This is a genomic window from Cellvibrio sp. PSBB006 (assembly GCF_002162135.1).
Lineage (GTDB): Bacteria > Pseudomonadota > Gammaproteobacteria > Pseudomonadales > Cellvibrionaceae > Cellvibrio.
This window is the reverse complement of the sequence record NZ_CP021382.1, coordinates 2,636,229-2,658,330: the sequence shown is the minus strand read 5'-3', so window position 1 is coordinate 2,658,330 and position 22,102 is coordinate 2,636,229. Positions and strand designations below refer to the sequence as shown.

18 protein-coding genes are annotated in these 22,102 nt (G+C 50.9%); 3 read left to right on the top strand and 15 right to left on the bottom strand.

Features of this window, described 5'->3' with window-relative positions:
• Window positions 1–46: 46 nt before the first annotated feature.
• Complete coding sequence (locus CBR65_RS11065; protein WP_087466906.1) at window positions 47–1,117, top strand: serine hydrolase; 1,071 nt, start codon at window positions 47–49, stop codon at window positions 1,115–1,117.
• A 307-nt stretch (window positions 1,118–1,424) separates the two neighbouring features.
• Here CBR65_RS11065 and CBR65_RS11060 read toward each other — a convergent pair whose 3' ends face one another.
• The 12 genes from CBR65_RS11060 to CBR65_RS11005 form a co-directional block, all read right to left on the bottom strand.
• Window positions 1,425–3,365 (bottom strand): DUF5060 domain-containing protein, encoded by a 1,941-nt coding sequence (locus CBR65_RS11060; RefSeq protein ID WP_087466905.1) that lies wholly within the window; start codon window positions 3,363–3,365, stop codon window positions 1,425–1,427.
• A 57-nt stretch (window positions 3,366–3,422) separates the two neighbouring features.
• Entirely contained in the window at window positions 3,423–4,607 is a 1,185-nt protein-coding gene (locus CBR65_RS11055; protein ID WP_087466904.1) for a hypothetical protein, read from the bottom strand.
• Between the two features lie 146 nt (window positions 4,608–4,753).
• A complete protein-coding gene (locus CBR65_RS11050; RefSeq protein ID WP_087466903.1) occupies window positions 4,754–5,128 on the bottom strand; it encodes a hypothetical protein in 375 nt (124 codons plus the stop codon).
• A gap of 23 nt (window positions 5,129–5,151) precedes the next feature.
• A complete protein-coding gene (locus CBR65_RS11045) occupies window positions 5,152–6,090 on the bottom strand; it encodes a hypothetical protein (protein ID WP_087466902.1) in 939 nt (312 codons plus the stop codon).
• Window positions 6,091–6,157: 67 nt separating this feature from the next.
• Window positions 6,158–7,366, bottom strand: a complete 1,209-nt coding sequence (locus CBR65_RS11040) for an RtcB family protein (protein WP_087466901.1) — start codon at window positions 7,364–7,366, stop codon at window positions 6,158–6,160.
• 282 nt (window positions 7,367–7,648) lie between these two features.
• A complete protein-coding gene (locus CBR65_RS11035; RefSeq protein ID WP_087466900.1) occupies window positions 7,649–8,743 on the bottom strand; it encodes a hypothetical protein in 1,095 nt (364 codons plus the stop codon).
• Window positions 8,744–8,926: 183 nt separating this feature from the next.
• Window positions 8,927–9,730, bottom strand: a complete 804-nt coding sequence (locus CBR65_RS11030; protein WP_087466899.1) for a DUF1206 domain-containing protein — start codon at window positions 9,728–9,730, stop codon at window positions 8,927–8,929.
• 166 nt (window positions 9,731–9,896) lie between these two features.
• Entirely contained in the window at window positions 9,897–10,367 is a 471-nt protein-coding gene (locus tag CBR65_RS11025) for a GNAT family N-acetyltransferase (protein WP_198300715.1), read from the bottom strand.
• Between the two features lie 81 nt (window positions 10,368–10,448).
• Window positions 10,449–12,668, bottom strand: coding sequence for a xanthine dehydrogenase family protein molybdopterin-binding subunit (locus CBR65_RS11020; RefSeq protein ID WP_087466898.1), 2,220 nt, complete (start codon window positions 12,666–12,668; stop codon window positions 10,449–10,451).
• Window positions 12,669–12,701: 33 nt separating this feature from the next.
• A complete protein-coding gene (locus CBR65_RS11015; RefSeq protein ID WP_087466897.1) occupies window positions 12,702–13,682 on the bottom strand; it encodes a xanthine dehydrogenase family protein subunit M in 981 nt (326 codons plus the stop codon).
• An 8-nt stretch (window positions 13,683–13,690) separates the two neighbouring features.
• Window positions 13,691–14,374 (bottom strand): (2Fe-2S)-binding protein, encoded by a 684-nt coding sequence (locus tag CBR65_RS11010; RefSeq protein WP_087466896.1) that lies wholly within the window; start codon window positions 14,372–14,374, stop codon window positions 13,691–13,693.
• 105 nt (window positions 14,375–14,479) lie between these two features.
• Window positions 14,480–15,364: an NAD(P)-dependent oxidoreductase gene (locus CBR65_RS11005; protein WP_157672040.1), complete on the bottom strand. Its 885-nt coding sequence runs from the start codon at window positions 15,362–15,364 to the stop codon at window positions 14,480–14,482.
• A gap of 121 nt (window positions 15,365–15,485) precedes the next feature.
• On the opposite strand from CBR65_RS11005, the gene CBR65_RS11000 reads away from it, so the two are divergent.
• A complete protein-coding gene (locus tag CBR65_RS11000) occupies window positions 15,486–16,394 on the top strand; it encodes a LysR substrate-binding domain-containing protein (RefSeq protein WP_087466894.1) in 909 nt (302 codons plus the stop codon).
• A 136-nt stretch (window positions 16,395–16,530) separates the two neighbouring features.
• On the opposite strand, the gene nirD is transcribed toward CBR65_RS11000, so the two are convergent.
• The 3 genes from nirD to cobA form a co-directional block, all read right to left on the bottom strand.
• The gene (gene nirD / locus CBR65_RS10995) at window positions 16,531–16,902 is read right to left on the bottom strand and encodes a nitrite reductase small subunit NirD (protein WP_087466893.1); all 372 of its coding nucleotides are present in this window, start codon (window positions 16,900–16,902) and stop codon (window positions 16,531–16,533) included.
• Between the two features lie 69 nt (window positions 16,903–16,971).
• On the bottom strand, window positions 16,972–19,512 hold the full coding sequence (gene nirB / locus CBR65_RS10990; RefSeq protein WP_087466892.1) for a nitrite reductase large subunit NirB: 2,541 nt from the start codon (window positions 19,510–19,512) through the stop codon (window positions 16,972–16,974).
• Between the two features lie 16 nt (window positions 19,513–19,528).
• Window positions 19,529–20,470 carry a uroporphyrinogen-III C-methyltransferase gene (gene cobA, locus CBR65_RS10985; RefSeq protein WP_232461168.1) on the bottom strand — a complete coding sequence of 314 codons (942 nt, stop codon included), beginning with the start codon at window positions 20,468–20,470 and terminating at the stop codon, window positions 19,529–19,531.
• A 573-nt stretch (window positions 20,471–21,043) separates the two neighbouring features.
• Here cobA and moaA point away from each other — a divergent pair.
• Window positions 21,044–22,096: a GTP 3',8-cyclase MoaA gene (gene moaA, locus CBR65_RS10980; RefSeq protein ID WP_087466891.1), complete on the top strand. Its 1,053-nt coding sequence runs from the start codon at window positions 21,044–21,046 to the stop codon at window positions 22,094–22,096.
• Window positions 22,097–22,102 lie beyond the last annotated feature (6 nt).

The window sequence follows — 22,102 nt, the reverse complement described above, 5'->3', positions numbered from 1 at the left end:
ACAACAAGTCTAGAGTTTCAAGAACCAACACAAAGGTGAATATATAATGCATAAATTATTCAGTATCGCGTGCTTTTTAATCAGCTTGTCTTGCAATACTTATGCGATAGGCACTCAAGAGAACATTGAATTGGCGATCAAAAAGCAAGCTGAACACTTGTTGCAAGACAAGCGTTTTACTTCCGTTTCCATTGGTGTCGTTAGTGATGGGAACAGCGTTACGGGACACTATGGAGAGCTGACAAAAAAACAAGGTAATAAACCGATCGATCAAACCATTTATGAGCTTGGCTCTGTAAGTAAAACCATGGTGGGGCTACTCGCAGCTTATGCCGTTGAGGAAGGTAAGCTATCGCTGAATGAAAATGTTAATTTTTATATTAATAATCAGTTAGATAAAGTTAGTACTGCCTCACAGCCAATTACCATCCGGCAACTGTTAACTCACACATCGGGATTACCAAAAGATATCGAACAATTAGGCCTTGCGGAGAAAACCGTGAGCAAACAATCATTCATCACAGCAATAGATAAATTTGATACGTCTACTTTAAAGGGGCAGTTCCATTATTCTGGTGTCGGTGCAGAACTCTTAAGTTATATTTTAACGCAGGTCTATCACAAATCATTCGATACGCTTCTTAAACAAACCCTGAGAGAAAAAGCGGGCATGTTGAATACCCAGGTTAATTTATCTAAAGCACAAATCCCTTTTTTTGCCTACGGATATGACGACAAAAATGAGGTCGCAAAGCCCCATGTGGTTCCCAATAAACTCTGGGGAGGTAGAGGTTTCGTAAAGTCAACCATGGCTGACTTGATTAACTATATGAAGCTGCAGTTACAGGAAGACCTGCCGGTAATTGCCTTGTCACACAAACGACTATTTGATGTAACAGACAGCGAATATTTAGCTTTTTTTTGGATAGTCGCGAAGGATGAGAGACTCGGTACTTACATCATTCACCATGGAGGTGTTGAGAGCACTCAAAATTGGATGATAATTTTCCCAACACATAACTTGGCTATTTCTGTGGTTTCAAATAGTAGTTTTCCTGATGCTGCTCAATTACTACGTGATGTCGGAATGAAGATTGCCACTTCTCTAATAGACTAACTGGCCGGTGAGGTGACACTACCGTAGGTGTGTTGGTTTTGCTGTAAAAATGGAGGCAGGCTCGGGACTGTCGGCCAAAAGTCACGTGCATGAATAGAATTGGTGGGACACAATCCCCTCAATTTGATTCAGGAAATGAGTCTCCACATTCTCGTTTAAATTCATATGTCGCGAAATGGCTTAGGATTGTTCACTAGAGCTAGGGAAGGCTAAATTGCATAACAGCTCATTCAAATTTCTATCTCTAATAAATATCCGCTTGTGGCCGCGCGGTAGCGAAAGCCGAAGCTTTCGCTATGCTGCAAACTTAAAGCAGAATTTTTGCTGCCCAATCGCGGCTGGCAATTTTTTCATTTTGCGGAAAACCCGGTATATCGATATTGCCTTCGCTGTCTGCCGTGATTGAAATGGTTTTTTGCCATTGACCATTTATCGGGTCAAACCAGGTTAAGGTGTAGGTCTTGCCGGGGGAGAAGCCTTTTAATCTGGGTGCGACGGATTTGTTTTCAAAATACAGCAGCGCAAAATCTTTTTCTATTGTGCGCATCATGTAAGACCAGCCATCGAGCCCGTTTTCCGGGCTGCCTGGCGCTTTACGCGGTGATACCTGATCAGACGCTAATAACAAATCCTGATAGCGGCGGCCTTCCGACTGTATGAATGCATTCAAGTGCTGCATGTAATTGGCGGACTCGTAATTCAATGCATCCCAAATGTGTGGCCGTGCACCGGCGGGTTCGCCGGTGGTGGTTACGTCATACGCGGCGGTGCCATGCACATGGCCAGACAACCCACCGGAAAGCACAGAGCCATACATTTGTGCGCGGGCGAAATAATTATCCCGTGCGGAATTTGCGGGCGGCTCTTCGCCAGCGGGCTTATTAATTTCGTGCAGCCAACCCGTGTAGTAAGGTTCGAAATTAATGGTCGGGTAGGGCGGTGTAAGTTTGAATTGCACTTCCAGCGCTTCGCCTACTCGATGATCGCGCGGTTTGTTGCCCACGGAATGCATGGTCATCCAGGGTACTTGCTCACCGTGGCCAAAGGCTTCATAGGTGGAGCGATCAATCAGCGCCGTAACCGGTTGGCCAAACGGCGGCTTGCCGTATTTGTTTAGGTGATAGGTCAGGGCTTCATTAAATTGTGCAGCGGTCAGGCTGAAGTCGTCGGGAATCCAATCCAAATGAATGCCGCTAAACACGATATTGTTCGCACCATAGCGCGCAATTAAATATTGCGTGTAGCGAGCAAAGGTTTCATTGAAATCGAAATAGGCATTCCACGACGGGCCCACATCCCGTCGCACCGTTTCAATTAAGGGCACAAATCCCTGCTCGGATAAGTAGGCCATTTTGCGGTCCAGGCTTTTGAAATATGCTGGGTTAATGCGGTTAAAATCCGACACGCCTTTATGTTCTTCCGACATTGCAAAAGGCAGGTGGCCGTATTCATCGCGCATGCTTTTGGCTGTGAACGAGCCCCAGTAACTCAAACCTCCCGATGCATCGGTACCCTGTTCACTCGATACGTCGTAGCCGAATTTTTCCCACGCATTCCTCAGGTAAATACCATTTGCGTCGGCGAAGGTGCTGGGGTTTAAATCTGCATCCCAATTGGGGAAGGCGGCAATCATGCTGACGGAATTGAAACCCTGCTGTTTGCGAAACGCGACAGCATCTTCAAAGCCAATGCCTGGGCCGGGGCGGTAATCCGGTGAGGTAGGTGCGTTGCGAAATGGCAGTCGCCAGGTTGTGCCTGCGAGCCAGGTGTCACCGACCATAAAGAAGGGTGTGCCGTCGGCATATTCAAGCGCGCGGCCATTGGGTGAGATACGCACAAAACCCTGTCGGTTAGGGTTTTGCTGTTTTTCACGGGCAGACCATGCGGTGGCGGTGAAGGCGCCGGACTGATTATTCAAACCGGCATCATCAGCGTGGTTAGACGCACTGCGCCACGTCCATTCGCCCGGTACGGTCGCAACAACACGCACCACATAGCGGTTGTCGCCATCCCAAAAACCGTACACGCGTTTGTCGAACTTAGGCCCCTTGAGCTGAACCCATACATCCACATCGGTGTAATAATTCTCATATTGTTTTTCGGCGAGGAGAATAATTTCCTGCATTTGCCAGGGGTGTATTTTTTTCTCGTGGGTAGTATGTTGCGCTGGCGTAGCGCAACCATTGAGTGCTGCTACGCAAAAAACTAGCACTGTTCTGATTAAAAATTGCTTGAATAATGGGTTCATTATTAACCATTTTATAATGGAGTGCTGGCCTGTTGTTGAATGACTTGGCTGAATGTTCTATTTGGCGCGAGTATTAAAATGCAATGTCGGCGCTTGGCTGCCATCGCCGTGTTCTGAGTCGTAAAACGAGACTTCCAGCGCGCCGAGTGGCTTTAACAAAAGTCCGCGCGTGGTCCCATCGAGTAAACGTTGCATAACGGGGCGCGACAGGGTGACAAAGGTTTTTCCGTTAGCTTGTGCTACGTCGGTATCGAATATCATTTGGCCGTTAATCAAAGATTGTAATTCTTTCCCTTGCGTAAAATTGGCATAGGTCACGCTAGCTTGTTGCCAGTCTGCATCGCCACCAAAAATTTCAATGATCCGCACCTTATCAAACTCAATACCAAAATCTTCACCGAGTGCGTCAACGTAATTACCGCCTTTTTGTACTGATTGCGTCGTGAGTTCAAGTACGCCTGCGCCATTGGCTTTTTTCCCGCGAAAGCTTTTCATATCCCAGCGCAATAGTGGATATTGGCCCGCACTCACGGTAAGTACACGCGCACCATCTGACTGCCAGTTATTAAAACTAACCGCAGGAAAGGCGGCGTTAATTATGGCATCGTGTTTTACGCTGATGTGTTGTTTGAAGGCGTCGAGTGGGGGAACCGGAGGATGATAAATGAGCGGCTCGCCCATATCGGGCTTCGCATCCTTCACCTTCACGACTTGCGCGCGATAATAATCGATATCGAGATAGTATTCTCCCGGGCCCCAATCGGTGACCCCCAATTGCACATTAAGTTGGTCTCCGGCCACTGCATCCAGTTTTTGCGTGGTCATACTGATAATTTGCCAATCAGCGTTCTGGCCGAGGTCATACTCGCGTAAGTGTTCGTGATAGTCCGTTGTGCGCTGCGTGTTAATCATAAAATTAACCCGGCGCGGCGAATGGCTGGGGCGCACGCGAGCTTCTACGCGCAGCTCATAATCCGGACTCTGGAGTTTTTTCATATCCAGCGACTGAGCGACATCCCGTTTGATGACGGTCCACCAAATCGTGTGTTGGTCTTTTGTTGCATCAATCTGCATGCGTAAAAAACCATCCATAGGTAAAAGTGTTAATTGTGCATCGCCATCACCGGTGAGCGCTTGCCAGCCCGCGACCGATTTATCATCAAAGTTATCAACAAAATCAGCTTGGGAAAGGGGCGCAAGAGTGAGTAGCAGGCTTAGTGTCAGGATTTTTATGTTATGCATTATGGGTGCCTTATGGATGTAAAGGCCCCGAGCTTAAACGCCCTTTAATTGAAATTCTACTCGCAGAGCGAGCAAGGTTCAGAACTTATTATTTCTTTACAGTAAGCTTCGCATTGAGGTCTTCTTTAGTGGCAGTAACTACAAATTCAGAATCTGTGACAACCAAAACATTCCCTGATCAGCTGAACAAGATAAGCTTGGTCGTTAAGGGATTTGTCGGTATCGGCTGGATTGGCTTTGCTTAAGCTATGGGATTTTTGTGCTGTGTGCGGTTGGCAGCCTAAGGTGATAGCGATGTTCAAAATCATAAAAGAGCGGCCAAGCCACTCCCGAACCTTCTGATTCGTTTGTTGCTTGGCCGCTGCGCGTTGGGCGCCTTTGGATTTTTCGTGGGCGCCGCCCTTGTTCATGATCGGGTGAAAGGCGTGGCCGTTTCGTTTGGGCTGTTTGGTTCCCTTGGAAACGGGCGCAGTTTCACCCAGTGAAAGCCCGGGTAAGTACCGGCTGATTTTCTTTACCATGGTTCCTCCTGTTGGTGGGTGTATTAACTCGCCATCAAATACCACTTGGGTTTTTTGATAGTTTTCAGTCGTCGTGTTGCCTTTTTATCCTTGGCGATAAATGCCGGTGCTTCCTCGGTTTGCTGAAAGCAAAATTGCTCCGGCAAGTCGGTGTACAGCGAGCGCGGTGGTTTGCGCGAGCGAATATTTTTGAGCGCGTTGCCGGTATCAAAGGTGTGGTAATACACCTTGTTGATACCCAGCTCCCGATGCACAAACCAGAGTGCAGCGGTGAGCATCGCTTCGGACCAGAGCTTACGCTGCGTTGCCAACAACTGTTCGCAGTATTGCAGGGCTTTGGTTTTATCAAACATAAATCCATACAGATAAAATTGCCCATGGCTGTCGGCGGGCCGCTCCTTGGCCACGCGATACACGGCTTCCAGGTCGCGCATCAAATCCGATTGAATTTCTTCAATCAACACTTCACCTGTAACAAAGTCCACATCCAGTCGCGCCCACGCGAGTGTCGCTGCGCGTTTGTGGCTGGAGGGATGCACTGCCGAGGTAAAGTCGTTGGCTGTGCAACCGGCCATGGCTTGAAACGCTCGGTCGTATTCGCTTTTCAAATTTAACTGCAACACCAGGTTGGCACCGGGGCGCGAGGTCTGTGCCCAATCATAGCGACGCTTTTCGCCCCAGCGCCCGAGTGTCAGCACATAATGCTCCGGGTTGGCGGCCCACAAATAATCCAGGTGTTCCGCTGCCAATTTTCCCTGGCCCGCGTACTTGAGTGCATCGTTCAACAAAGGCTTGTTAAGCAGCTTGCCCCAGCGGGATTGCCGCAAGCGTTTTACATCCTCCGGTGCGTGCTGGCATAAACGTTGTAGTAAATACACCGCGTACTGGTCCTTGTAGTAGGAAAATAAACTTCGGTGTTGCGGTAAACAGGCAATAATTTCTTCAACTAGTTGTTCTTGCATGGTCGTTTCCTTGTGTCGCTCTCTTGCGTCACGCTGTAGGAGCGATGTCATGATGAATATGTGTGGCTCATCCTTTAATGCACATAACCTGCTTTAACGTATGCACCACCTCAACCAGATCCGACTGGTTTTCCATTACGGTATCAATATCCTTGTAGGCCGAGGGTATTTCATCAATCACTCCTTTATCTTTCCGGCATTCAACGCCTTTGGTTTGTTGTACTAAATCGCTTACGCGAAATTTATTGCGCGCGGCGGTACGACTCATGGTTCGGCCAGCGCCGTGGGCGCAGGAACAAAACGATTCCGGGTTGCCTTTTCCTTTAACAATATAGGATTTGGCTCCCATGCTGCCGGGGATAATGCCCAGTTCGCCGTCCCGTGCGCTGATGGCGCCTTTGCGCGTTACCATCACGTCCGCGCCGTAATGTGTTTCGCGGCTGACGTAATTGTGATGGCAATTTATCGCGTGGCGATCCGTGCGAAACGGTGGCAGGAAGGGCGCAATAGCGCGCAACACCAGGCCCATCATTTCATCGCGGTTAAGCCGCGCGTATTCCTGTGCCCAATTCACCGCGGCCACGTAATCCACAAAATACTCGCTGCCTTCGGTGAAGTAGGCGAGGTCTTTGTCGGGCAGGTTGTGGATGTGTTTTCCCATATCTTTTTTCGCAAGCGCGATAAAGTAACGGCCAATCGCATTGCCAATGCCACGGCTGCCGGAATGCAACATTACCCACACATCCTTGTTTTCATCGACGCACACTTCAATAAAGTGATTGCCGCTGCCGAGCGTGCCCAGTTGCTTGGTCCAGATGGTGTGCGGTTGGTTGAGCATCTTCATTACAGCCGGATGTTTTTCAAATAACCACTCCACACCCGGTGCCAATTGTTTGCACGCACTCCCGCGCACGCTCACCGTTTTATGCGCCTGCATGCCGACCGGTACGGCGCGCTCGATGGCGCTGCGCATGGGCGATAAATTATCCGGCAGTTGCGAAGACTTCACCGATAACCGCACCGCACTCATACCGCAACCGATATCCACACCAACGGCGGCGGGAATAATCGCGTTGAGTGTCGGGATTACCGAACCCACTGTGGCACCGATGCCGGTATGAACATCGGGCATGGCGGCAACGTGTGAATGCACAATCGGTAATTGCGCGATTTGTTTCAGTTGCGTAATCGCAGATTGCTCGATGTTGTTGGTGTAAATCTTTACCGGCTTAATGCCGTTGCTCGCGTTTTTGTTTAACTCAATTTTTACAGGCATGACTTTACCTACCAATAGGGGGTATCTATAAATCAAACCAACCGGAGCCAAAAGAAAAAGCCCTGAACAGTGACCTGATCAGGGCTTTGTAGTTGCCTGACCTGGAAGGTTTTGTAAATGACCTTCCAAGCCTGAGTACTCGAAAGGTGTTAGTCGAATTGTTTTCCTACATAAGACATTAACGAGTACTCCTCTGTGATGGGTAAATGGGCTTGGCCCGAAAAATTGTTGGCGATAATACGCCGATTTTTTGTGCTGTCAACCGATGAGAATATTTTTTTGCTATTCTTTTTGCGCAAAGAAATCGGGATAGATCTTTTCAAGATCCTGATACATATTTTCCCGGTCTTCATCAGAAACAATATTTCTGGGCAGCATCATGATCTTGCCGAACAAGGTTTCCATGGATTCCCGCTGTGGCACTTTTCTAACGGTATAGGATGTTTCAGGAAACTCAATGCCACCCGGCCCGATAGGAAAGGTGCGTGCCAGGACATATTTGCCGAATATGTAGTCGGCGACATTTTTGTCGAACTCGGCATAAGACATCTCAAAGATATAAGCAAAACTATCATCGACTGAATGTCCCTTGTCGATCAGTGCGAGGTATCTGTAAAGTTGCTGACGCCTTGCCGGGTCACTGTTGAGATAATGCACCACCGCTGCCGAGCGCGCATAAAATTTACTGTATTCACGGCTTTGTTGATTGTTCATCTTTTCGTGAAATTCCAGGTCGGCTTGTCGCGTCTTGAGTAATGACTCTGAATCTATGCCTTCAAAACCGCCGCCGTTGCGGGTCAACATGGTATAAAACCGGTCACCAAGTACACTCATGTCCCCGAGGATGACATGGCCGTCCTTTTCCAGATAGGTTCCGAAATATTCAGCAATACCTTCGTTGTACCAAAATGGGCGGGCGAACTCCAAAGACGAGTTGTTAACCAGCAGATGCATCAGCTCATGCAACACCACGGCGCGCCCCCAATTACCTTTGCCCTGCGCGGAAGACTTAAAACCATCGGCGCGGGCAAAAATAACGTAGCCATGGTTTTGTACAAAGATACCAGCGAGGTTGTCGAAAAAGCCCATGGATTTAAATGAGCTTCTATTTTTGGCCAGGATGACCGGGACTTTTTGGTTAAGCGGATGTTGTTCATAGCCCAGCAGGAACGCGGTGAAGTGGCGGAAATGTTCAAGCTCCAGCGCCATGTCTTTGGCTTGTTTTTCCTTTGCATCGGTGAGGACAATAAAGTTCTCGGTTTCCAATTGAAGCCATTTGCTTTTATATAACTTTTTAATAGCAACGTCGGCTGCATAACCATTTAACGCAATAAAACCCAGTGCCAACACGGCACAAACCCGCAACAGGCTCCACATGATTAAAAATCCCCAAGTCGATGTTTATTTATAGTGATTCAGGGATTGCCTTCACCATTGCTGATATTCCCTGTATATCCGAACGTTCAATTTAAGCATGGACTTGTGCGGAATCCTAGATCGGACTTTGTTTTTCTGGAAACGGCTCTGGATAAAACGATGGTTTTGCGTAATTCTTATGTGTTAATCGGTATTGATTCGTCGATACAAGGCTTCCAGCACACTGTACACACCAAACGCCACCAGGCCGGCCGCAACAATACTGAATAACCAGATTCCATAGGTGGTGTTGCGCAAAGTATCCAGCGCCTCGGCAATGCCTTTTATGTCGCCACTGCCCGCGAGCAATGCAGAGCGAGCCAAAAACCAGCCGACGATACACCACACAATGCCGCGCGCGATCAAACCGAATCGGCACACAGGTCGCGCCCATTGTTGTTGGTTTCCGGGAATATCCATGTAGCGCTCAAAGCGACTCTGCCAGCCTTTATACATATGCGCAAAACCGACGCCGATAACAATTAAACCGACGATGCCGAGCACCATCTGGCCGATATCGGTTTGCAAAAAAGCCTGACCGTTTTCCTGCATACCGCCGCCGCTGGCGTCGCTACTGCTTTCTTCACCCAGCAATAACATCGTCGCCCAGAAAGCTAAAAATAAATGCGAGATCGCGCTGATAAACAGTCCACTGCGCACTGCCAGACCTTTGGGATCATTGCCATGGCCGTCCGCATCTTTCACCGCCTGAGTAAACCGCCACACGACATAGCCCAGCAATCCGATAATTAAAATCGTCAGCAATATTTCACCAAAAGGCTGCTGCATAATTTCTGTAATCGCGCCCCTGCTGTCCGTTGTTTTTCCACCTTCTCCAAACGCGGTTAACAACGCCAGTCCACCGATCATCAGATAAACCACACCTCTGGCACCGTATCCCATTCTTGCCAAGGTTTTGAAATTTTTACTGGTTGCAATATGTTCCATAGCGATCGCCTTAAAATAATGTCAGACACTTTTCTCGGCGATCTCAAGCACTTGCGTGTTATTGGATAGCTTGAAATAAGCTCCTCGCCGAAGGCCGGATGATAGAGTTGCAAGCCTTGGGCCAAGTTGGTGATTATAATGAGTGTATTAATTAGAAATATGGGGACTATACATTTAACGGTTTGGTAATATTTTTAGAGAACAAAATCTTCGCCTCCATCGGGTCGCCATTCGCTTCATATCCATCAATCACATAACCCGCACCAATTAATAGTCGCAACATACCGGGATAGCGGTTCATGGATTTTACGCTAAGTGTTTTGTATCCAGCATATTTCGCCCATTTCTCTTGGGCGTCGATCAAGGCTTTTGCTACACCCATTCGCCGATAATCTGGCATTACACCTCCGAGCCAGCTATAAAATGTTTGTTCACTTTCCGCATAACCTAACTTGAACCCGATAGGCTGATTATCGACGTAGGCCGCCAGTGCTAAATAAGGACGTTTTTTAATTCGGTTGATATAATGTTCAATGCTTTCTGCCGCGCGCATTTCAGGAAGCTTGGCATGAAGCGTAAAAATATCGGTGAGGTTAACCTGGTGGATGGCAAATGAGGGGGCGTTTTCCTGTTGCACGGGCGATGACCTTTTTAAAAATCATTGTATATCCTATGCGCATAGTTGGTGTGAATCAACTTGGCGGTGTGAGTGCTTCCCTCACACCGCCATCAATTTCTCCAACGAAATGGGCAAATCACGAATACGTTTGCCCGTCGCATGATACACCGCGTTGGCAACCGCCCCCGCCAACCCGGTAATCCCGATCTCACCGATACCGCGCGCACCAAACTCGCTGAAGTTGTAATCCGGGTGATCGAGCAAGATTACATCCAGTTCCGGCGGTTGGTCGGCATGGACGGGCATCATATATTCCGCGAGGTCGTTGTTGACTGGCCGCCCGGTGCGGGTGTCGTAGTCTGTGTGTTCGAACAGCGCCATGCCGATGCCCATCACAACGGCGCCTTCGACCTGATTCTTCGCGGTCTTTTCATTGACGATCTGACCCACATCAATGGCGCTGACAACGCGGGAGACGCGTAGCCGTGAGATGCCGGGGTCCCAACGCACTTCGACAAAGTGCGCGCCGAAGGATTTATAGGAATATTTTTCGTTGGTTCTGCCAGAGGTTTTGGCGGTGCCGTCGGCGTTGGCGAGTTTTTTGGCTTTCAGTATTTCTGGAAACGCCACCGCGCGATTGTTCGGGCCGATAAGTTTGCCGTTTTCAAAACGCAGAGCGTCTTTTTTTGCATCGGCAAAAATGCCACCTTCATCGGCGGCATATTCCTTGAGTTCTTCGATAGCATTTTTCGCGGCTTCGGCGACCGCTGGCATGACAGTAGCGGTGGCCCAGGAACCGCCGGCCAATGGGCCTTTAGGAAAACTGGAATCACCGATCTCGACGTCAATACGTTCAAGAGGAACCCCCGTTATGGCGGCAGCGGTTTGCGCAATAACGGTGTAAGTGCCGGTGCCGATATCCTGGGTCGCGCAGGACACAAAAACGCTGCCGTCGGCGCGCAAGGACAAGCGGGCTTCACAATCATTTTTCATTGCTTCCCAATTGCACGCTGCGAGTCCCCAGCCGAGGATGTCATTGCCGTCGCGCATGGAACCGATTTTAGGATTACGTTTTGCCCAGCCAAATTTTTCAGCGCCACGTTCGTAAGCTTCCAATAAATGAATGCTGGAAAACGGTAAATTATTACTCTGATCTGTATCGGTGAAATTAATTCGCCGAAATTCCAGCGGGTCCATGCCGAGTGTTTCGGCCATCTCATCGATCGCGGATTCCAACGCAAATAAACCCGGTGCGGCGCCGGGCGCGCGCATGGCGGTGGGTGTGCCGGTATTGGCTTGCAATGTGCCGTGAGTGACGTCCACGTTCGGGCAGCTATAAAGACTGCTGCTGCAACGGCCCGCCGTTTCCACCACGGTATTGATGGTGGATGTTGTGTTGACGGTGTGATGCTCCAATGACGTAAGCCGACCTTTATCATCGGTGCTCATGCGAATCTGCTGATGGGTGGGCGCCCGATGGCCAGTGGTGGTAAACATCTGCGCGCGCGGCACAACAAATTGCACCGGCCGACGAATTTCCCGCGCCGCGGCGGCAGTGGCAATGGCGTGGGGCCAGATCCACAATTTATTACCAAAACCTGATCCAATAAACGGCGCACGCACATCCACTTGTTCGGGCGGCAGACCGAAAATTTTGGCCATGGTATTGCGCGCGAAGATAACGCCCTGGGTTGCTTCGTACATCAGTAAATTATTGCCATCCCACATGGCAGTGGTGGCATGCATCTCCATGGGATTATGGGTTTCTATCGGCGTTGTGTAGGTTACGTCAATGCGTTGGGTGGCTTGTTGAAAAACCGCTTTGGGTTTGCCGCGTGCACTTTGATTCTCTTTGTCCGGTTTGATCTTCGCACCACTGGCCATCGCTTGTTGCAATGTGATGACGGGCGTGTCTTCCGCGTAGCGAACATCGACTAAACGTGCCGCTTCGCGCGCTACTTCAAACGTATTCGCTACCACCAGCGCCACAAATTGTCCGGCGTAATGCACGCGATCATCTTCAAACGGCAGGCGTGTTTCATCCATGTGATTTTCTTGTGCCATGGAGCTGGGCGAGTGGTAGAGCTTGGGGAAATGGTTGTGATGAAACACATCGATCACGCCCGGCATGTTCAGCGCGCGCGCAGTATCGAGCTTGGTAATGCGACCTTTAGGAATGGTGCTGAACACACCGTAGGCGTACACCATGCCGGGGAAGCGATTGTCCGCCGCGTAGTGTGCCTGGCCGGTGAGTTTTTTGGGGCCGTCGATGCGCGGCTTGGCGACGCCGATCATGCCGCTTTGCTTGAAATCATTCATGGTTCGATCTCCTTCGGCTCCTTGCGCAAGCCGCTAGACAGTTACGGTGAGCAGACTGCGCACGATGGCTTGTTGGCCGAGTGGAATCTTGAATGCGTTTTGCGATTGCGGTTGCGCGCCTTCAAACGCAATGCGCGCTGCCCGTTCAAAATTTTCCTGCGTCGGTGCCTGGCCGATCAGACTTTGCTCCGCTTCTTTGGCGCGCCAGGGCTTGGTGCCCACGCCGCCTAACGCAATGCGTGCCTGTTGAATAGTTCCGCCGGAGGTAGCAACAATTACGGCACTGGATGCCAAGGCAAATTGATAGGACGCGCGGTCACGCAGTTTCAGGTAATGGGATTTGCTGCCCGCGATGGGCGCATCAAGCACAACGTGAGTAATGATTTCATCGGTACCGAGTGCGTGTTCTTTCTCCGGCGAATTACCGGGGAGCAGATGAAAATCCAGAAAATCAATTTCGCGTTTGCCTTTAGGGCCGTCCACCAGAATGCGCGCGCCGATAGCCGCCATGGCCACACACATATCTGACGGATGACTCGCAATGCAATGATCGCTGGTACCGAGCACGGCGTGCACACTGCGGTTAACGCCGCCGATAGCGGAACAACCGGAACCCGGTTCGCGTTTATTACACGGCGAGATGCCATCGCGAAAATAAGGGCAACGCACACGCTGCATGACATTGCCGCCAGTCGTGGCTTTATTGCGCAACGACGTGGATGCGCCAGCCAATAATGCTTCGGATAACACTGCGTAATCCTGCTTAACCGTCGGGTGCCACGCGAGGTCTGCGTTGGATACCATTGCACCAATTTTCAAACGCCCGTCGCTCAATCGTTCAACTTGTTTTAACGGCAGCGGATTGATATCGACGATACGTTCCGGGCGCATCACATCCAGCTTCACCAGATCAAGCAAAGTCGTGCCACCCGCCACAAACGAAGCCTGTTGACCCGCGTGGGCTTTCACCGCTTGATCCACACTGGCCGCACGTTGATAACCGAAATTACGCATGTGACCTCCTAAGCTTTGTCGCGCGCCGATTGAATAGCGCTGAGAATATTTTTGTAGGCACCGCAACGGCAAATGTTGCCGCTCATGGCTTCGCGCACCGTCGCATCGTCCGATGCAATATGTTGTTCATTGCGCAGCACAAAATCGGCGCTCATCAATTGGCCGGACGTGCAATAGCCGCATTGAAATGCATCGTGTTCGTGAAAGGCCTGTTGCAATGGACTGAGTTTGCCAGCGGAACCGCCGAGACCTTCGACGGTGGTAATCTCATCGCCCTCGTGCATGACCGCGAGGCTGAGGCAGGAATTAATCACCTTGCCGTTGACCTGCACATTGCACGCGCCGCACTGGCCGTGATCGCAACCTTTTTTGGTACCGGTAAGGCCGAGGTAATCGCGCAGTGCATCGAGCAATATCACATTGGGTGCGACATCGATTTGTTTTTTTTGACCGTTCACCGTAAACGCGACGCGAACCTTACCTTCGGCGGCAGCACCAGCGTTGGTGGGTGAGGTTGCGGGGGGATTTTGTTGCGCCCAGGTGTTCATCGATGCGCCACCCGTCGCAGCGGCGAGGCTCGACAAGCCCACGCCTTTGATAAACCGTCGTCGCGATGGAATGCTTGTAGCATCATGACTATCAAGGGTGATTGTATTTGCCGGATCAACGTGATCGCTGTGCTCTTTCGTCATGGCTTGCTCCTTGAATCAACGCAAACCCTCAGCACTATTTGGCAGAGGACTGATAACGCAGGCATCAGTTTTGGCGGTAGGTTCCCGGAACGCGCAAAGAGAAAGTCACTGCGGTGGGCTTATGATGGGTTTAGCACGGAGTAGTAATAACGGCAGGGCGGAGATGTCTTTATTACCTAATCCTGAAGTCGAAGCGCGCTGAAATAATTTCCAGATAGGTTGTATCAGGTCTTCCTGTACGCCTTGTTCACGACTGGCATCCAGAATATTTTTGAGCCCGGCAGCCATCATCGTATTGTTTGAACTCGGCTGCGGATATACACCCGTATCAATTTCCTGCGCAGTTTGGGGGAACAGTTCAATCATCGCCTTCAGCATGGACATGATCATCGGTGTGACATCGGTGACAGGTATATTTTCTGAACGCAAGAGCGCAGCAGCATGAATGTAGCCTGCGAACATGCCAAACATTGAACTGAGTAATGCCAGATCATAAATCGCCGCGAGTGCAAAATTCTCTCCGACATAAACCGGGTTGCCCAGCATGGCCAGCACTTTTTGGTGCTGTTTATAAACGGCGAGAGAGCCGCTATAGAATACAAATGCTTCGGGTCCGCCGACTAACTCTGGTGTCACCATCACGCCGCCATCGAGATACTTGCCACCACATTTTTCTACCCATGCGGCCATGTCGCGCACTTGAGATGGTGTGCCATTGGTGAGATTGACAATCGTCCGTCCGGCCAAAGCTTCCGTGGCTGACTCCAGGATTTCCTTTACGGCTTGGTAGTCGAGCACCGATATCAACACCAGTTCACTGGTACTTATGGCAGACGCGATATCTACCGATAGGTTGGCACCTTTGACGATGAGTGGTTTTGCTTTTTCGGGGGACCTGTTCCAGACATTAACCTTTAGTCTCTGGGCGAGAAGTGTTTCGGCCAGTGCTGTGCCCATAGCGCCAAGACCCACAATTGTTACGTCGCTCATTCCTGCTTTCTCCATCGTTGACAAATCAATCAATAATGTCGAAAGTTTATATAGGGATACGATGGTCTAGTAGATCGCAAATTGTTAACGAAAAGTCTACAAATGTAGACGGTGAGCGAAGATGAGAAACCTCAACGACTTTTATCTTTTTGTTCAGGCGGTGGACTGCCAGGGGTTTGCTCCTGCGTCGCGCCAGCTTGGCATTCCAAAGGCGACCCTCAGCAAACGTGTCGCAGCGCTGGAAGATGCGCTGGGTGTGCGCCTGATTCAACGTACATCGCGCCGTTTTGTTGTGACTGACACTGGCAAGGATTTTTATCGCCACGCGGCCGCAATGTTGATTGAGGCGGAAGCGGCAGAAAATATTGTTCGCGGTCGCATGGCAGAGCCTAACGGATTGGTGCGAATCACCGCGTCTATACCGACAGCGCAACTTTTTCTGGCGCCACTGCTGCCCGAACTTGCGGGAAAATATCCAAAATTGCGCATAGACCTGGACGCGACAGATCGTTTTGTTGATGTGATACAGGAAGGTTTTGATATCGTGGTCCGTGATCATTTTTCACCGCTGCCGAATTCTGAGTTGGTTCAACGACAGCTGTGTGTTGACCCGGTTTTTCTCGTGGCCTCACCTGCCTATCTGGACACATTCGGGGCGCCAAAAACACCTCAAGATCTTATCGCTCATCACGGTTTGCTAACGGCGACATCGGCGTCGAGTTGGTCGCTCACTCATATGACAGGTAGCAAGACGAAGGTCACGCCCATCTCACGTTTTATGGCGAATGACACAACAACACTGATAAACGCGGCGAGCTATGGTTTGGGCATCACCTGCTTGCCGCGCCAATTGTGTATGACTGAACTTTTATCTGGAAGGCTTGTGCAGGTATTGGAGGGATGGACCGCAGGTGAAGTAACCACAACGCTGTTAATGCCCCACCGCAGAGGACTACTTCCGTCCGTGCGTGCCGTGGTGGAATTTCTGTTTCAGCAAAAAGACGTTTTGCTATCCCACGGCCGAATGTAGAAATACCGTTGACGTATCGTCATAAAAAAGTGGGGCAGCCGAGGCTGCCCCAGAGGCCGACTTCATGAAGCAGTCGTCGAAGAAGCTGGGGAAAAAAGCCGCCGGGTTAACGGCGGCAGGGGTCGAGTGAAACGGGTTATGCGTGTACTTGTACCTGGCCGTCCTGAATGCGGATGGCGTAAGTTGGTACGGTGTGCTCGGGCTTTTCCAGGCACTCACCGGTGCGCAAATTAAAATGCTGCTTATATAAGGGCGAGGCGACTACCACGGCGTCGCCGATGGAGCCGATGATGCCGCGCGACAAGACGTTGGCTTCGCCGATGGGATCGTAATTACCGATGGCGAAGTATTCGTTCAGTCGGCGCGAGTGAAAAATGGCGATTTGCTTTTGATTGATCAATGCACAAACGCCGGTATCCGGTGTCAGGTCGCTGACCTCGCACACGCTGGTCCAATCGGAGACCTGGGTGTGACGGGTAATGTCGGAAGTCGCTGTCATGGTATTCATAATGGCTTCTCGTTATGGATTGTTGATGAAGTATCTTGCTCGCCCGGTGAGGCGAGCCATGCGTACCGATTAATTTTCTACCAGTTCAATCAACGGAATTTTCTGCACGCGCTCTTCACTGGTAGCCGGGCGCGGCTGATCCCGTTCGATCACATAAGCCAGGTTTTCATCAATCGCTTTTGAATTGATAAAGTGACTGAAACGTTTCAGCTTGCTCGGATCTTCAATGGTGGTTTTCCATTCGCACTGGTAGTTACCAATGTTGCTGGTCATTTCATCTTCCAGGTCTTGTCCGATACCGAGTTTGTCTTCCATAACCACTTTTTTCAGGTAGGCCAAGCCGCCTTCAAGATTTTCCAGCCACACCGAGGTGCGCTGTAAACGATCGGCGGTGCGGATGTAGAACATCAGTACGCGGTCGATGTACTTGATCAGGGTTTCATCGTCGAGGTCGGTGGCAAATAAGTCTGCATGACGTGGACGCATGCCGCCGTTGCCACACACATACAGGTTCCAACCATTTTCTGTGGCGATAACACCGATGTCTTTTGATTGCGCTTCCGCACATTCGCGTGTACACCCGGACACCGCAAATTTTAATTTATGCGGTGCACGTAAACCTTTGTAACGATTTTCGATCGCGATGGCCATACCGACGCTGTCCTGTACGCCGTAACGACACCAGGTGCTGCCGACGCAGGATTTCACGGTGCGCACAGCTTTGCCGTAGGCGTGGCCGGTTTCAAAGCCGGCATCAATCAGTTTTTTCCAGATGGTCGGCAGGTGATGCAGTTGTGCGCCGAATAAATCGATACGCTGGCCGCCGGTGATTTTGGTGTAGAGATTAAATTCCTTGGCGACTTCACCCAGTACAATTAATTTGTCAGGTGTAATTTCGCCACCGGCGATGCGCGGCACGATGGAGTAGGTGCCGTCTTTCTGCATGTTGCCGAGGAAGATGTCGTTGGTGTCCTGCAAGCCCATGTGCTCCGGCTTGAGCACATATTCATTCCAGTAAGACGCCAGGATAGAACTCACCGCCGGTTTACAAATATCGCAACCCAGGCCGTGACCGTGTTGATCGAGCAATTCATCAAAGGTGCGGATTTTTTTCACGCGCACGATATCCGCCAGTTCTTGCCGTGTATGGGCAAAGTGTTCGCAGATATTGTTGTTCACTTCCACACCGAGTTTGGTGAGTTCGCAATCCATTACCTGTTTGACCAGCGCTGCACAGCCACCGCAACCGGTAGACGCCTTAGTGGCATCCTTGATGCCGGCCATAGTAGTTACACCATTTTGTACGGAGCAGCAGATAGCGCCTTTGGTGACGTCGAAACAGGAGCAGATTTGTGCCGTTTCCGGCAGAGCATCCACACCGATGGCCATGCCGCCGCCTTCTACCGCCGGCAGAATCAGTTGTTCCGGTGCGTCCGGTAAATCCATACCGTTAACACAAATTTGTTGCAGTGTGCCGTAGGCTTCAACGTCGCCGACCAGGACGGCGCCGAGCAATTTTTTGCCATCGGCAGAGACGATCAGGCGTTTATAAACTTCCGCCACGCCATCGCTGAAGATGTAGGATTGTGAACCCGGCGTGCGGCCGTGGGCATCGCCGATGCTCGCCACATCCACGCCAAGTAATTTCAGTTTGGTGCTCATGTCAGCGCCGACAAATTGATCGGCACCGCCAGTGATGTGTGCAACAGCAACCTTGGCCATCTGATAGCCGGGCGCGACCAAGCCGAAGATGCGGTTGTCCCACAGGGCGCATTCACCAATGGCATAAATATTGTCGATCGACGTCTGGCAATTGTTGTTGATCACAATACCGCCGCGCTCGCCGATGGTTAAACCAAACTGACGCGCGAGTTCGTCCTGCGGGCGAATGCCGGCAGAGAACAAAATCATGTCGGTTTCAAGGAAAGAGCCGTCGGCAAAATTCATGCGGTAGCGGCATTCTTCGCCGGCCACAATTTCCTTGGTATTTTTTTCGGTATGCACACACACATCGAGTGATTCAATCTTGCGACGCAATAATTGGCCGCCACCTTCATCTAACTGAACTGCCATCAAACGCGGAGCAAATTCCACCACGTGGGTTTTCAGTCCGAGATTTTTTAACGCGTTGGCTGCTTCCAGTCCGAGCAAACCGCCACCCACGACAACACCCACTTTGCTCTCGGCAGCGGACGCGGTGATAGCTTCCAGATCTTCAATGGTGCGGTACACCAGGCAGTGAGGCTGGTCTTTGCCCGGCACGGGCGGAACAAAAGGATAGGAACCGGTCGCCAGTACCAGTTTGTCGTAGTGTTCGCTGCGACCGCTGGCGGTGGTGACGGTATTGTTGGCGGTGTCGATGCCAACCACTTTATCGCTCAAGGTGTAATGTACGCCGCGCGCCTGATATTCCGTTTCGGAGGTCAACATCAAATCCTGCACGGTCGAGCCGGCAAAGTAATAACTGAGTTTTACCCGGTCGTACGCGAGTCGTGGCTCTTCGGAAAATGTCAGGATTTCATAATCAGCGGCGTTCTCGCTGTTGAGCAGGCCATCAATAAATTTGTGGCCGACCATACCGTTGCCGACAACAATAATGCGTTGTTTCATAACCTTACTCCTACTCTCAGGCTAACAGACGTTGGGTGTTGGCTTCTGCTGCAACAGATTGCCAAAAGTCCGGTTGTAATTGTTCCGCCAGGCTCACCACCTGACCGACGATAATTAATGCGGGGGATTGCACCTGCTCGCGTGCAACAAGTTCAGTTAATTCACTCAATGCACCGATAATCACGCGCTGATTGCTGCGGCAGCCGTTTTCAATAATGGCAACCGGTGTGTCGGCAGCCATACCGCCATTTAGCAACTCTGTGGCGATTACATCGGCACGCGTCAGGCCCATGTAAAACACCAGTGTGTGATTCAGTTGCGCCAGTGCTGACCAATTCAGGTCCAGGGTTTTTTCGGCGTGGGCAGTGACAAACGTGCAGCCTTGGGCAAGGCCGCGATGGGTCAGGGGAATATTGGCGTAGGTGCTGCAACCGGATGCCGAGGTAATGCCGGGAATGACTTCTGCTTCAACACCTGCTTTACGCAGTTCCAGTAATTCTTCGCCGCCGCGGCCGAATACAAACGGGTCGCCACCTTTAATGCGGCATACGGTCAAGCCGAGCTGTGCTTGATCCACTAATAATTGGTTTAAGTCTTCCTGCGCAATGCTGTGCTGGTTTTTCGCTTTGCCGACGTACAGCGCCGGTGTACCTACAGGAAACAACGCGCGAATCTCTGCACTGACCAATTGGTCGAAAAAAATAATATCGGCGTTTTCTATCGCACGCAGGGCTTTGATGGTCAACAACTCTGCATCGCCTGGACCGGCGCCCACCAGCCACACTTTTCCGCCGGCAGATTTTGCTGAGCGACCCTGGGTAGTGCCGTGCTGCTTGGCGGGTGATGCGGTCACAGTGAATTGCGATGCACGGACCATCAGCGGCTCAATAGCGCGCGCATGGATGGCGGTGACAGTTTCGTCAGCAGGTGTGTAACGCGGTAAGGATGAAGTACTCACAATGACAGCCCTTTGTGTAGTGGCGACGCAACAGAAAAAATGAAAAGTTGCACCGGTCTTAAAACATCTTGCAGTGATCAAAACTGCGCAAAGGGACTTGAGCAAAGAGAGTGCCATCTGCCGATTCGGCGCGAATAATTTTTTTTAGTGCTTTATTTTCAAGAGGTTATGAAGGGTAAAAAGGTGGTCTCTGTCATTTGGGCGAGCCGGGTGAATTTGCACTACGGCACCAATGGTGTGCAGGTGTGCGCTTTTTTATTGCAAAAACGCAGTGGAATTTTTTAACAAAAATGATCCAAAATGAATCAACATGTGGTGCACGAGAACCAATAGTGTGCATTCTTCTTTTCTATGGGTTTTCGGTGAAATATAGTTGATGCATTTGTACGGTAGTTGACGCCTGGATTGGTCTAACCGCGAAGCTGGTTTGGTAATTGCACCGCTCAGGAACCACTCGGCTCGCTGCTGGCTTATATGAAGGATGTCTTAACAAACGTTAGGCGCTGTAAAGTTAACAGGAACCCGCGAGACTCTGCGCTATCATGTGATCACTGAGGTGAATTGAGAACATCTATGTACACAGTGCCTGTTTCAACGGCTGGTCCTACGCAAACTGATCGACCTGTCGCTTCGCGCCGCGCCGCCCTGGTAGATGGGTTCGGGCGTGAGATTACCTATGTACGTCTGTCGATTACCGACCGATGCGACCTGCGCTGTGTGTATTGCATGGCGGAGGACATGACGTTTTTGCCGCGCAATGAATTACTCTCCATCGAAGAACTGGTGCAGGTGGGTAAAACCTTTACCGAACTGGGCGTACACAAGTTGCGCATTACCGGGGGCGAGCCGCTGATTCGCCGAGGCGTAATTGAGCTCATGGAGCAGCTGGGTCAGTTGCCCGGCCTGCGCAGTTTATGTCTGACCACCAACGCCACCCATCTCGCACGCTATGCCCGGGCTCTGCATGACGCTGGTGTGGATCGCATCAATATTAGCCTCGACAGTCTCGACCCGGAGCGCTTCCGCCGCCTGACCCGCTTTGGCGATGTGCAGCAGGTGCTGGAAGGCATTCGCGCCGCCCAGCGGGTGGGGTTTTCGCGCATTAAGTTGAACTGCGTCGCTCTCAAACATTTCAATGCCGATGAAGTGCCGGAGCTGGTGCGCTTTGCGCTGGATGAAGGGCTGGATATCAGCTTTATTGAAGAAATGCCTCTGGGGCGTATCGATGACCACGGGCGTGCCGCCGAATTTGTCAGCAGCGCCGAGTTGCGTGCTTTGATCGAACAACAATTTCCGTTGGTGCCGGTGGACGATGATTCCGGTGGTCCGGCGCGTTACTGGCGCAGCGGTACTCATGCTTCACGCATCGGTTTTATTTCCCCCCACAGCCAGAATTTTTGCAGTAGTTGCAACCGCGTGCGGGTGACGGCGGTAGGGCGGTTGCTGTTGTGCCTAGGTCAGGAAAACAGCGTTGACCTGCGCGCAGTCTTGCGTGCCTCGCCCGATGATCCGGCGCCCTTGCGTGAAGCGATTATCGCGGCCATGGCGAATAAACCGCTGCAACACGACTTTAATCTGGCCGAAGAACCCCAAATATTGCGCTTTATGAATACCACTGGCGGCTGACATCCC